Here is a 13,403-nt window from a genome sequence, read left to right as displayed (position 1 = left end):
ACTATGTGCTTTTAATGAAAAAAACCGCTCTATCCTGTTTGTTTATGGTTTGTGCTTACCTATCATTTGCGCAATTGCCCATAACTGATGCACACTACCCGGATAGTTTGTTAAAACTTTCGGCAAATACCAAATCTGATAGCCTAAAAGCGCGTTCACTATTCCTTTTATCAGATTATTGGTCGGACAAGGATACCTTAAAATCTAAAAGCTTCCTCGCAAAAGGTTTAAAATATGGAGATAAATATCCTTATGTTAAGGCACTTTATTATTATTATCTGGGCGGATATTATTTTTTGACCAATAGTTCAAAAAGCGAAACAAACTATTTGGAGGCCGACAGACAGTTATCGAAATTTAACAGTAAAGAGGCATTTCTTTTCAGAAGTAAATGTTGGACGAATTATGCCATTTTAGAATTCAGTATAAAAGATAACTCCATTACTTCTATCGATATTTTCATAAACAAAGTTATTCCCCTCGTAAAAAAAACAGGCAATATTCAACATCTGGCAGTAAATTATCACAATATAGGGATGATATTTATGGACTGCCAACAATACAGCAAAGCAGCGGAATATCTTCGATTGTCTATTTCGTTATTAGAAAAACAACCCAACATATATATTAATGACTTGTACCAAAATCACATCAGTCTTAGTCGAAATTATTTATATCAAAACAATGTATTACTTGCAAAAAAAGAATTAGACAAGGCTAAAACCTTTCTTATTAAAACTACAGACCCCGTAAATTTTATGAAATTCTACATAGTGGAAGGAACATATTATACAACTACCAAAGCATATAGCAAAGCATTACAGGCTTTAAAAAAAGGGGAAGCGCTCGCTGTACAGTCAAAAGACTATAATATGGAGCGAAATTTATCTTTAGAGATGTACCGGCTATTCATCAAGCAAAAAGCATATCAAAAAGCCTTAGCAGTTTTAAAAAGAAATGTAGAAGGCCTTGTTATGTATAAGCACTCGTCGGACGATTTGATTTATTATTTTGAACTATCAGAAACCTATAGCAAATTAGGCAACAGTAAAATGGCCTATACCTGGCTTAAAAAATACAGCAGATTAAAAGATAGTTTAAATGCCCAGGAGGTTGAACACAAAATAAGTGCACTTGAAGTAAAATTTAAAACAGCAGAAAAAGAGAAAAAAATAATTGCCCTTAATGCTGAAAATGAAAAAGCAAACCTATCGGCAAAAAACAGCAAGCTAATAAGCTGGCTATTTGGTATAGCTTGTTTGTTTTTATTGATCGTTGCCATTTTGGGCTGGCTTTTTTATCGGAGCAGTAAAAAATTAACGGTACAAAAAGATTTAAACCACCAGCAACAAATAGAAGATTTTGACCGCAGGCAGAAAATAAAAATTGTTCAGGCCATGTTAAATGCCAAAGAAGAGGAACAAGGCAGGGTTGCCCGCGATTTGCACGATGGATTGGGCGGAACGCTTGCGGGAATCAAGATCAATCTTTCGCATTACGCCACAAAAAAGGAAAGCAATGGAGATCCTGAACTGTACCAAATCATGGATCAGATGGAAGGTTCGATAAATGACCTGCGCCGGATAGCACATGACATGATGCCAGAAATGCTGCTCAAATTTGGACTGGAGGAATCATTAAGGGACTTGTGTGCATCGTTAACATCTGAGAAACTGAACATTGATTTTAAATACCTGGGCGCTAAACATGTATTTTTGCCACAACAGCAAATTAGCATATACCGCATTATACAAGAGGCCATACACAATGCCGTTAAGCACGCAGCGGCAAAAAACATTTTGTTGCAGTGCTCGCAAAACGATAACAGATTTTACATCACCATAGAAGATGATGGCAAGGGTTTTGACCCCTCCTATTTAACTAAGGGTATGGGCATTCAGAATATGAAAAACAGGGTAGCCTATTTAGATGGTGAAATGGAAATTTTATCAGCTGAAAATAAACCGGGTACTTCTATTAATATAGAATTGAATGTTACTACGTAACGGGTATTTGCTTAAATCTTTAACCAGGCAAATAGTAGTTATTATCTATCTTATGGATTATCAATAAGAAGATTTTTTCATTATATCAACCCATACTTTATAGCTAGGTTTACCACTGCCGACATACTGGCTACTTCAAATTTTTCGATCAGATTTTTACGGTGGCTCTCTACCGTATGAGGGCTGACAAACAAGTGCGTGGCTATTTGCCCTGTGGTTAGCCCTTTGCCTACCAGCTGCAATACTTCTTTTTCTCTACGGGTAATGTGTGGTATTTCTACCAAATTGCCTTTTTGGTAGCTGTACATAATCTCTTTCGATTTGCTGCACAGGTATTTTTGGCCACTTAAAATGGTCTGAATGGCAGATATGATCTCCTGACCCACTGAATTTTTGAGAACATAACCATTTGCACCGCTTTGTAAAACACTTTTAATTACGGGCCGTTCATTATGCATGCTCAGCGCAATAATACCAACCTGGTTATCGGTTTTTCTTAGCTGTTTGCATATTTCTACGCCGCTTATATCTGGCAGGCTGATATCAAGCAATACCACATTTGGCTTTAAATTGTTTATCCCCTCTAAACCTGCCTGCCCGGTATCGTAACAGGCTATTACCTCCATATCATCGCGGCTAGTAAGCAGGTTTTTCAATCCGTCAGATACAATAGGATGGTCGTCTATAATAATTACTTTAATCATTTCAAATCAATTGCTAATACCATTAAGTAACCACGCTAGAAGTTATATTCTTTGTCATCTAATATCATCAACTAAAATATCAGAAATATACCAATAAGCACGAATTAAAAGTATTGCATTTTTCAACCTTTACAACCCTTCTGCAACCGGTTCCGGATTTAGAACAAACCGTTTGTTCTTGATATTAAAATTCACGTTAAGGTATCCGCCAACCCTGCCGATCTGGTTGGAAATCAGAAAATCATTGCCTTTACCTGTTGTAATGTTATCGTAAATAATGGTCATGACATTGCCTGTGGGCGTTTCGATAGGTTCAAAATTAAGTGTCTGAAAGGTTTTATTAGTTTCCTTATTGATGATCTGTAATTCGCGCATGTGCGCTTCGGCAGATTTGCTCTTTTTAGCATAAACACCGATAAAATAGTAATCCTTCAAAGAAGGAAACTGAAGGATCTGGATGTTATCGAACGCCTCATCTGAGAGATCACTGAGTCTGTTTACAAGCCGGAGGTCTACCTTCAGTTTACTTTTACCACCGCTCCAGGTACCTGTGAGTTGCTGAGGCGAAAAATTAAGGTGAAAAGTGGCAGAAATCCTGTCGTTAGTTCCAATTTCATAAATTTTAATCTCCTGGGTACTTTGGTTAAAAACACCCTCAAGCCTGATAGGATGATTAAGTTTATCGTATTTATAGACCCCAATAACATTATAGTGTTTTTTTGCAGGCTCACCAAAATAGCCTTCTTTTACCTGAAAAGATAAAGTAACCGGATACCTGTCGATTAAACCCGTGTAATTGTAAGTATTGTACCAACCTGCAAAGGTTTTCACCGATGTTAAAATGAGAATGGTTACCAATACAATAAGCTTCGCTTTCATGTTTAATTATTTGATTTTTTTTAACGCTGCCGCAATGCCTTGCAAAAGCGCTCTATTTCTATTCGATGACATAAAAGATCGTTGAAGATTAAGTCTGTTTTGGTTCCTGTATACTCAGGTATTTAGACCTGAAGCCAGATGGAGGCTCGCCGGTCTTGATAAAAAACAATCTGCTGAAATAGGCAGGATCGTCATAACCGAGGGAATAGGCAATCTCCTTTGCCGTTCTGTCTGTATGTACAAGCAATCTTTTAGCCTCCAGGATAATCCTGTTCTTGATGATTTCGTTCGGCTGAGGGAGCTTAAGCCGCTTGAACCTATGGGTAAGGGTTTTGGGGGCTATCATCAGCAGATCGGCGTAATCGGCAACATGATGTTTTTCTTTAAAGTTTGCTTCGACCAATTGGGTAAACTTCCTAAAGAACTCAAGGTCGTTGTTCGGCCTGGCAGCCATCACCCCTTCCAGGTGCTGCACCTTCCATAGTCGGGTAGACTTGATCAAAAGCTGTTTAAGGTAAGTCCTGATCATTTCTTCCAGCGATCCGTCTTTCAGTTCAAATTCATCCTCGATCCTGGAAAACAGGTATTCTATAAATGTGGCATCGTGCTGGGGTATCACCGTCATTGGCATATTATTGATGTTATTGAACAGGAGCCCATCGCAGGCAACTTCTTCATCATGCAACTGTATACAATAGAAATCGCGGTTATAGAACACCAGACGACCGGATTGCTCACCAAGTTTTTCGATGCTGAGTACCTGATTTGGACTGATAAAGAACAGCGTTGGACTGGTGGTATGGTAAACGTTAAAGTCTACTTTTATTTCAAATCCCTCATTAAGATAAAGCACCTTGATATAGGATTTGTATGCTTCGGCATTGATGGCCTCAATACTTTCTAAATCAACATTTACCATGCCGATGGTTTTAAGGTTTACATCAAAAATGCTTTGTTTCATGAAAAGGTTAATAAAATGAATTAAAAAATAAAATTACCATTATTGGTAACGATTGCAATATTTGGTTAAAGCAAAAATTACTTGCGGGCATTTAAACCCGCAAGTAATCTTATCTTATAATTATTTTTTCGCAAACTGCTCAAGCTCCGAGTTGAATTTATCCATCTCCTCTACAAAAAGTGCATGTCCGCTGTTCTCGAATTTCACGATGTATGAGTTTTTTAAGCCTTTATGCAATTGTTCAGCTAAGGAAAAATCAATCAGTTGATCTTTTGTACCCTGAAATATGGCTACAGGGATGGTTATGTTCTTAAGTACTGGGCGCAAATCCAGATCGCCAAGGGCACTGATAGATTCGGTAACTACATATGGGCTTGCAGATAAGTTGATATTTTCAAGCCATTTCTCTGTATTTTTTTGAAGTGTGGTACCTTTGGCCGCAAATGCTGCACCTAACCCATCTATCAGCTCTTCCCTGTTGGTCATGGTTTGCTTGATCAGTGCGGCAGCACCTTCCTGAGTTATTCCGTAATTGTAATCCGCACGTTGTTTCCATGATGGGGCAGCTGCTGCAAATAGTGCAAGTTTGCTTACATGTGCAGATTTATACTTGTTTACATAATGAATGGTAACAGCACCGCCCATAGAAAAACCACCCAATACAGCATTCTCTATTTTTAAGGTATGGAGAACAGCATAAATATCATCAGAAAAAACATCGAAATTGTACTTTCCATAAGGTTTATCAGATTTACCAAAACCACGTAGTGAAATGCCGATTACCCTGAAACCTTTCCTTACCAGATATTGATACTGATATTGGTACATTTCATCGCTCAATGGCCATCCGTGGATCAATACGATGGGTTGACCTTCGCCAAGATCAGTTACGTGAAGTTTTACACCTGGCTCAACTTCGATATATTCCGACCTTCCGGCTGAAGCGGGGACTCTTTTGCTTTGTGAAAAGGCGAATTGGCTGGTTAATAAAGTGATGATCAGACTTGCGATTAAGATTAGATTTTTCATTGTTATTTTTTTTAAATTAATGTTTGAAATATTTGTTGTTTGTTGACAATACAAAGATGGGGAGAACGCCAGGCCCAGGGAATGGACAAACGGACAACAATATTGTACATTTTTCCCTAAAAGGATATTTATGATGCTTATTCTAAATCATTATCAACGAACGATTGGATTTTTATCCTATTCCACATGGCATGCTTAATAATACCAAAGCAAATGTCCCGGGAACATTTAATTATAGCAATTAGGGAAATACCAATCGCATAGGGATAAATTTTACGCGATCTGAATCGTAATACCGTTCTTACAGGAAACTGGAGTATAACTGATTTTGTATGTATAACGGAAAAGAATTTAACTTTAATAGCGAATGATCGGGCAAGATTGCCTTGGTAACAGGTGGAACCAAAGGCACCAGGGCTAATTCCTATCAATTTTCATCAAAAATTCGATAACATTTTATTAACTGTTAATGCGGTTTTCATTATCTTGGTACTCAAATTACACATCTCATTAATGCTTTCATTTCTTCAGTTTAACAACACCCGCCCGAGCATTTTGCTCCGTACGTTTGGTTTATTCTTTTTATTGGTATACGGAGTGGCCTGTAAAAAAGCAGCAGCACCTATCCCTACTCCACCAGTTGTTGATAATCTCCCAAAGGCTAACGACATAACCGCTGTAAGCATCGATCAGATTAACTTTACGGTATCCTATACCTTGAACTTCACTACCTCTGCAACCGGGGTTACCTATGCTACAGATTCTATTTCGCTGGTAAAAAATGCCGGTACCGATGTAAAGAGTTTCGTTAATACACTGTCATATCTGGCAAAAATTACGTTAAAAGCTTACCCGACCGATAATAAAGTTTGGTATCAGGTATATTTTTTTAACAGCAGTGGTATCAAGGTATATTCAAAAATTTATCGCCAGGAATTCTCACTCTGGCAGGTACAGAATAAATATATTGTAAATGGACTTGCCATTGATAATAACCATTCGAAAGATGGACTGGTTACCTATGATCAAACTCCTTACACAGGTTTAGACAATTCGTTAACGGTATCCATTTACATGACGGACTATGATTACAAAGGCTATAAGGCAAAGATTAACGGCATTAATGCCCCTTTAGGCAAATTTATAGACAGTTGGGGCGTTACTGAAATTAAAAAACTCGTGTTCGATGTGCCTGAAAATATTCCGACAGGCAATGCCAAATTTGAATTGTACAACTACGACAAGCTGGTATACAGTGCGGATGTTGTGGTGGTAAGTGGTGGTTTATTAAACAAGGTGTTGCACCCCATAGGCAACAATCAGGGCGGCGATTATATTGTTCACAATAACGAACTTTACACTTATATTAATAGATGGACAGGATCAGGTACCGAACAACCACAGTTTCATAAATGGTCGCCAGCTACCTATACCTGGACCAAACTTCCTAACCCGCCGGAAACCCGGTATTCCGAATACAATGGCGGCCAAAGCATAAACGGACTCATTTATTTTTGTCCCAATATAAGAGATTATGGTAATACCTATCCCTTTTTATATGAAGAATGGTTATGGACATTTAATCCAGGTAATAATGTATGGAAAAAGACCATTCTATCCAGTAACGGTCCATCAAACCAAACAAAAATTGATGAACAATTTTTTGGTTGTTTTAGCCATGGCGGCAAATTATATTGCCTTTTAAGCTATAAATCTTACGGCACTTATTATTACGAAATGCATGTTTATGATCCTGCAGATAACAGTTGGAAGAAGTTTATGGATTTACCAAACGACAAGGGCTCAATTACGGTTTACAAAACAGTTATTAATAACGGGAAAGTTTATTTGCTGGTATCTAAGAGGGTGAGCTCGCCATATTCGGGTACAGTAACTAAAAACCAGTTCTTTGAAATGGATATGAATACCAAGACTTTAATACCTAGGAGCTGGATTACCGACCCAGGCAAAAACTGGGTAATTACTAACGACAATGAGTTTGCCATTGCTGCCCCGAATCTGGCCAGTTACAGGGGAAAAATATATGTATATGGTGGAGGGAATACCATTTTTAGTTCTATTTATTCTTCTGTTTTTGCTGTTTATGATCCTGATGCCAATACCTGGAGCAGCGTAAGTGGCTATAGCTATTACACAGGTTGGGTAAGTAATAATTATGGTTACTTCGGAACAATAAACGATAAATTATATGTTGGTTTTGGTTACGACCGACAGTATATCGGGTCAGCTGCGCTATACAATGTAGTTATTAAATAGGCTTAGTCTTTGTAGCTTATTGAAAATAAAAAAAGGTTGCTTTTTAAAGAGCAACCCTTTAAAAAATTAACCATGAATCTGTTTAGTACCGTTGAGCAGGACTACTTTGAGCATTTAAATCGTTTTTTATTACTTATAGAGCCTATAATTGAGGATTTGGAGAGAAGAAATTCATTTAGTTTTTCTATAAAACAAGCTCTTATCAGAACATGTATACCTTGACAAGACTATTTTAGAACAAAAAATTAGCAAATGTGAGAGATTGTAGTTTTGGTTTATATTGAAGTTTATATAACCTCAAGGTTCACATAATAAAACTAATACTTTATTTGAATTAACTATTGAAAACAAGATCAAAGCGTCTTCAAAACACCACCGTCAGCCCTCAAGCTAGCTCCATTTGTAGCTAAAGACAACGGACTGGAAAGATAAGCAGCCAGGTTGGCAATTTCTGCCGGGTCAATAAAGCGTCCTAATAGTGAATGAGGGTTAGTTTGCTGCATAATGCCATCTTTTAACTGCTCCACACTCATATTTTGTATACCTGCAATATGTTCAACGGTTTTAGCTACGCCATCAGAATAAGTCGGCCCGCCTAAAATAGTATTTACCGTAACCTCTGTGCCTTTGGTTAATTTTGATAAGCCATTGCTCACGGACATCATTGCAGCTTTGGTCATTCCGTAATGTATCATATTATCAGGAACATTAACACCCGACTCACTGCTGATAAAAATGACCCTTCCGCTGTTCTTGCTGAGCATCTTCGGCAATAATGCCCTTGATAATCTTACGCTGCTCATGACATTGATCTCAAACATGTGATACCAATCGTTATCGGTAGTTTGCGCAAAATCTTTCAGGTCAAAAATCCCGACATTGTTAATCAGAATATCGATATCATTTAATTGACTTAACAGGGCTTCTATCTGTGCTTTAACAGAAAAATCAGCTGCGATCCCAGATACAATCGCATTTGGAAATTGTTTTTGTAACGCCGCAACTGCAGCATTCATTTTTGTCTCTTCACGACCGTTTATGATGACCTCAGCCTCTTCAGCCAGTAATTGCTGCGCAATGGCAAATCCAATTCCCTGTGTCGCGCCACTGATAAACGCCCTTTTTCCTTTTAATTTTAAATCCATCTTATTTTTATTTTTGTATCGATCAATACATAATTGGTCAAAAAAATTTAACTTATAATATCCAGCTGCATTTCTACCTGCACTGCGAGTACTTTTTCATCAGGATAAATTCTTCTGAGGGTATTAAGGCCGCACCAGAAAGTGATCAGGTATCTACCCAAAATCTGCGATGATAATGGGTTTTGCAGGTGACCGAATTCCTTTTCTCTTTCAATTGCGTTCACAAACATCTGCTCAACATCTTTTAGTATTCGAATGGCATCTGTCTCCAGCTCATCATCAATAAAAGTCATTTCTACAACTGTGTTTGCTATGATACAACCCCTAAAATGGTCTGTTTGGTTTGCTTTAGCTATACTCCTGAAAAAGTCTTTTATCAAGGCCAGCGGAAACTCGCTTCTTTCCAGTATTTTTCTGAAATCATTAAATGCTTCCCTCCGCTGTTGAATTGCGGCGCTGAAAACTTCCTTCTTCCCTCCTTTAAAGCTGTTGTAAAAGCTACCGGAACCTACTCCGGTAGCGGTCAACAAATCGTTTAGCGAGGTTGCCGTATATCCTTTTTCCCAGAAAATCTGTTGCGCTTTGCTCACCAACTCGGTATTATCAAATAATGTAGGTCTTCCTTTCATTGATATAATCACTTTTGTATTGATCAATACAAAAATAGAAAGTTCAACTGGTTATCCAAAAAATGGGCTGAATTAATTAAATGATTGCCGATACTGCAAAGGAGTTTGCATGGTTTTTTTCTTAAATAACTTATTAAAGGACTGAGGATACTCAAATCCAAAGCGGTAAGCAATTTCGCTAATATTAAGGCTTGTTGTAGAAAGTAAAACTTTTGCTGCCTCGATGATATGATTGTGGATATACTGCAGGGTGCTTTGTCCGGTGAGGCTGCGCAACATATCACTTAAGTAATTGGCAGAAAGGTTAAGCTCATCGGCAAGTATTTTGACACTGGGAAGCGTAAGCACAAGCTTTTTATCGTTTTCAAAATAGCCCGTAAGAATTTCTTCTAACCTTGTTAAAAGATCGTGATGTACAGCCTTTCTGGTAATGAACTGCCTGTTGTAAAAGCGATTTGAGTAACTAAGTAGTAGCTCTACATGAGAAACCATCACATCCTGGCTATATTGATCGATACTGTTTTTTAGCTCCTGCTGCATTTGTTTCAGGAGGGAGAAAATAACTTCTTCTTCTTTTACCGACAAATGGAGTGCCTCTGCAACCGAATATGAGAAAAAACCGTAATCTTTAATACGCTTCGCTAAGGGATAATTCTGGATGAGCGCTGGCTTAAATACCAGCATGTGGCCATTAACCTGTTTCCCGTCTGTTTCTCGTACCGAGAACACCTGTCCTGGTTTAGTGAATGTCATGATCCCTTCTTCAAAATCGTAATCCTGCTGCCCATAACGGAATTTGCCGTTTGTACCAGTTTTTATGGCTATGCAGTAGAAATCATTCGTAAAATGCCTCCATACATCACTGTGTTTGTAGCTCAGCAGTGCAAAATCAATCACACTTATCAAAGGATGATCGGGCTTTGAAAGTGCAAATAAACGGTGCAGTTCAGAAATCGAACTGATCTGGTAAGGTGATTGATCTGTCTTCTTCATTTCCTCAAATTTAACCAATTAATCGAAGTTAGTGGAAAGTGACAGGTGTTTCCATTGTTCCATTTCAGCTTGCTCCTTTTTCCGGTGTTCCAGGATAGAGCTGTAGCTATCTGGTCCAAGAACAAGGTGAACGGGAGGTTCTTCTGCTTTTACAATTGCATTCAGTGCTTTTGCCAGTTTTTTCGGATCGCCTGGCTGGTGTCCGTTAAAACTGCTTAACATGGCTGCATGTTCTTTTTTACCGTAACCGATCACATTTTTTTTGGCCACAACCAGCGTATGATCAGACATGAAATTAGTACGGAACATACCTGGAGCCACCACAGTAACCTTAATGCCAAAGGGTTTGACTTCCTGTGCCAATGCTTCTGAAAGACCTACAACAGCAAATTTGGCCGCGTTGTAACTTCCGGTACTGGCGTAACCTATGTAACCCATATTTGAAGCAATGTTAATGATGTGTCCAGATTGCTGTTTTCGGAGGTACGGTAGCACATGACGAATAATGTTCACTGTTCCAAAAACGTTAACCTCCTGCGTTTTACGGAATTCTTCTTCAGAAATTTCTTCCAAACTCCCCACCAGATAATAGCCGGCATTATTTAATACCACGTCCAGCTTTCCAAAATGCACAATGCTTTTGAATATGGCATCGCTAACGGCTCCGTCGTTGGTAATATCTAATGCCAGAGGAAGAAAGTTTTCGCTAGCTTCGCCGAGGCTGCTCATGAGTTCGTTAACATTCCGTGAAGTAGCTACCAATTTGTCGCCGTTTGCCAATACGAGTTTGGCAGTTTCAAGCCCCATCCCTTTGGATGCACCTGTGATAAACCATACTTTTTGTGTATTCATTTTTTTAATTTTGATTGTGACACAAAATTCGGCGAACACGGACTGGTAAAAGTATCCATTTTACTGACATATGTATCCAATTTCAGGATCAATGAATTCAGGGTGAATGACTGAATTTTAGCTGAGCACTACAACCATCCATTGTTAGTCATCTAACTATAGCCTATTATAAAACGAGAAGTTTCTAATGCAATATTCTGCACCTGCTATCTTGAATAAGAAATGTTCAAACTTAATCTTCTACCCACCGTAGTTGTAAAAACCTTTAAAAGGAATACTTTTAACAATGCTGAGATAGCATAGAAGACTGATTTGACATTAAAAAACCGTACTTTGATTTGTTCAAAGTACAGTTGTACCCAAGAGGAGATCAGATAGCTATCGGATCGAACTCCCACACCCATACTGGCGCCAGCCCCTCAAGCTGGTGCGTCTACCACCCCGATAGCTATCGGGGCCGCCACCGTTATCTATACAGCATAATAAGCCTGGTTTGAATATCTTCGTATTTTTTTAGGTTTTTTATGTAAGTTATACTTTTCATTTTTTTAATATGTAGTTCAATCAGCCTAGCTTGCTGGTATGCCAAATCATTGATATGAAGAAAAAGTTCCCAGTCGGTAGCTTTACTGGTAAAACTATCAGTATAAACACCTTGTAAATGTTCATCTAATCGTTGGGATAAATCTAAACAACTACCAGTATAAAAACGGTTCAATTTTTTTGAAAAAAGAATATAAACTGATGCCATATAACGAAAAAGAGTTTGGTTTAACCAAACTCTTCGTACCCAAGAGGAGATTCGAACTCCCACACCCATACAGGCGCCAGCCCCTCAAGCTGGTGCGTCTACCAATTTCGCCACCTGGGTATTTACTATTTAATCATTCCCGAATGCGTCTATCATCCCGATAGCTATCGGGACCGCCACCTGGGTTTGAAGTTTGCAAATATATAAATTAACCATAGTGCGATGCAACATTCATCAAATATTTTTTGAACTGAAATTCCGGAAAGCAAATCTTAGCATGGTAAATCATATACAGTAACACTTAATTCAATTATAAACAGTAACACAACTTACTATAGTAACCCGTATAATACAGATATAACAGTGTAACTTTTTAGCCGGACTTTCGTCGCACTTAAGTCGGGGTTTCGTCGGACTTATGACAATTGAAACCGAATAAAACCCGACGTAAATCAGCAGCAAATACAAATTATTTGTTTAGTAATCAGCAATTTGCTATCTTGTTTTACACATAAATTAACGCAATCATGGGAAAAATAGAAAGTGGAATTAACGGTGGATTTACCGGAACAGTAGGTGCCGTAACTGGCTATTACCTAAATGGGAAATGGATCATCAGAAGCAAGCGCAGAAAATCGATCAAAAACAAAATAGGCAGCGCAGATCAAAAGGCCTGCAGGTCGCGTTTTACAATGATGCAAACCTTTTTAAGTCCGATTGTGGATTTTATCCGGATTGGTTTTAACATGGAGTCGAAAAAGCGAATGATGACTGCACATAATGCTGCAAAATCTTATAACATGTTAAACGCACAAAATGCAACTGGCGAAATCGACTATGAAGCCCTGCGTTTGACCTTTGGAAATATCAGCGGTGCAACGAACGTTAAACTTGAACAGGATGATATGGGTGTGCATTTTAGCTGGTCGGATAATTCCAATGGCGATTATAACAGGAAACATGACCAGGTGATGTTAATGGTTTATGATTTGGAGAACAAAACGGCCATCTATGAAACAGGTGGTGCCAGGCGGTCAAAAGAAAGGGAAAGCCTGGAAATTCCTTCCTTTTATAAAGGAAAGGCATTTCATACCTGGATTGCTTTTATTTCAGATGACAGAACGGAAATATCAATGAGTACCTATTGTGGCACTTTTATTTTTTAATAGTAGCGCAA

12 protein-coding genes and 1 tRNA gene are annotated in these 13,403 nt (G+C 38.3%); 3 read left to right on the top strand and 10 right to left on the bottom strand.

The window, feature by feature from the left end; translation table 11 throughout:
- Positions 1 to 14 precede the first annotated feature (14 nt).
- Complete coding sequence (locus ACN9MR_RS04970) at positions 15 to 2,006, top strand: tetratricopeptide repeat-containing sensor histidine kinase (protein ID WP_426328507.1); 1,992 nt, start codon at positions 15 to 17, stop codon at positions 2,004 to 2,006.
- An 80-nt stretch (positions 2,007 to 2,086) separates the two neighbouring features.
- Here ACN9MR_RS04970 and ACN9MR_RS04965 read toward each other — a convergent pair whose 3' ends face one another.
- From ACN9MR_RS04965 to ACN9MR_RS04950, 4 genes are all read right to left on the bottom strand, one after another.
- Positions 2,087 to 2,710, bottom strand: a complete 624-nt coding sequence (locus ACN9MR_RS04965) for a response regulator (protein WP_426328506.1) — start codon at positions 2,708 to 2,710, stop codon at positions 2,087 to 2,089.
- A 129-nt stretch (positions 2,711 to 2,839) separates the two neighbouring features.
- A complete protein-coding gene (locus ACN9MR_RS04960; RefSeq protein ID WP_426328505.1) occupies positions 2,840 to 3,589 on the bottom strand; it encodes a hypothetical protein in 750 nt (249 codons plus the stop codon).
- An 88-nt stretch (positions 3,590 to 3,677) separates the two neighbouring features.
- A complete protein-coding gene (locus ACN9MR_RS04955) occupies positions 3,678 to 4,550 on the bottom strand; it encodes a helix-turn-helix domain-containing protein (RefSeq protein ID WP_426328504.1) in 873 nt (290 codons plus the stop codon).
- Positions 4,551 to 4,670: 120 nt separating this feature from the next.
- Complete coding sequence (locus tag ACN9MR_RS04950) at positions 4,671 to 5,579, bottom strand: alpha/beta fold hydrolase (protein ID WP_426328503.1); 909 nt, start codon at positions 5,577 to 5,579, stop codon at positions 4,671 to 4,673.
- Positions 5,580 to 6,092: 513 nt separating this feature from the next.
- Here ACN9MR_RS04950 and ACN9MR_RS04945 point away from each other — a divergent pair.
- Positions 6,093 to 7,856, top strand: coding sequence for a hypothetical protein (locus ACN9MR_RS04945; RefSeq protein WP_426328502.1), 1,764 nt, complete (start codon positions 6,093 to 6,095; stop codon positions 7,854 to 7,856).
- Between the two features lie 353 nt (positions 7,857 to 8,209).
- Here the strand turns inward: ACN9MR_RS04945 and ACN9MR_RS04940 are convergent, their stop codons facing one another.
- The 6 genes from ACN9MR_RS04940 to ACN9MR_RS04915 all read right to left on the bottom strand — a co-directional run bounded on the left by ACN9MR_RS04940 (position 8,210) and on the right by ACN9MR_RS04915 (position 12,346).
- Entirely contained in the window at positions 8,210 to 9,001 is a 792-nt protein-coding gene (locus tag ACN9MR_RS04940) for an SDR family NAD(P)-dependent oxidoreductase (RefSeq protein ID WP_426328501.1), read from the bottom strand.
- 47 nt (positions 9,002 to 9,048) lie between these two features.
- Positions 9,049 to 9,630 carry a TetR/AcrR family transcriptional regulator gene (locus tag ACN9MR_RS04935; RefSeq protein ID WP_426328500.1) on the bottom strand — a complete coding sequence of 194 codons (582 nt, stop codon included), beginning with the start codon at positions 9,628 to 9,630 and terminating at the stop codon, positions 9,049 to 9,051.
- Positions 9,631 to 9,702: 72 nt separating this feature from the next.
- A complete protein-coding gene (locus tag ACN9MR_RS04930) occupies positions 9,703 to 10,623 on the bottom strand; it encodes a helix-turn-helix domain-containing protein (RefSeq protein ID WP_426328499.1) in 921 nt (306 codons plus the stop codon).
- Between the two features lie 18 nt (positions 10,624 to 10,641).
- Entirely contained in the window at positions 10,642 to 11,475 is an 834-nt protein-coding gene (locus tag ACN9MR_RS04925) for an SDR family NAD(P)-dependent oxidoreductase (RefSeq protein ID WP_426328498.1), read from the bottom strand.
- A gap of 466 nt (positions 11,476 to 11,941) precedes the next feature.
- Positions 11,942 to 12,226: a GIY-YIG nuclease family protein gene (locus ACN9MR_RS04920; protein WP_057933025.1), complete on the bottom strand. Its 285-nt coding sequence runs from the start codon at positions 12,224 to 12,226 to the stop codon at positions 11,942 to 11,944.
- A gap of 36 nt (positions 12,227 to 12,262) precedes the next feature.
- Positions 12,263 to 12,346: transfer RNA gene (locus ACN9MR_RS04915), tRNA-Leu, on the bottom strand.
- A gap of 407 nt (positions 12,347 to 12,753) precedes the next feature.
- Between ACN9MR_RS04915 and ACN9MR_RS04910 the strand changes: the two genes are divergently transcribed.
- Positions 12,754 to 13,392, top strand: a complete 639-nt coding sequence (locus tag ACN9MR_RS04910) for a DUF6266 family protein (RefSeq protein WP_426328497.1) — start codon at positions 12,754 to 12,756, stop codon at positions 13,390 to 13,392.
- The last annotated feature ends 11 nt before the right edge of the window (positions 13,393 to 13,403 follow it).

The sequence above is a fragment of the Pedobacter sp. R-06 genome (assembly GCF_049913135.1).
Lineage (GTDB): Bacteria > Bacteroidota > Bacteroidia > Sphingobacteriales > Sphingobacteriaceae > Pedobacter.
The sequence above is the reverse complement of the archived record's forward strand: the minus strand, read 5'-3'. Positions and strand labels throughout refer to the sequence as shown.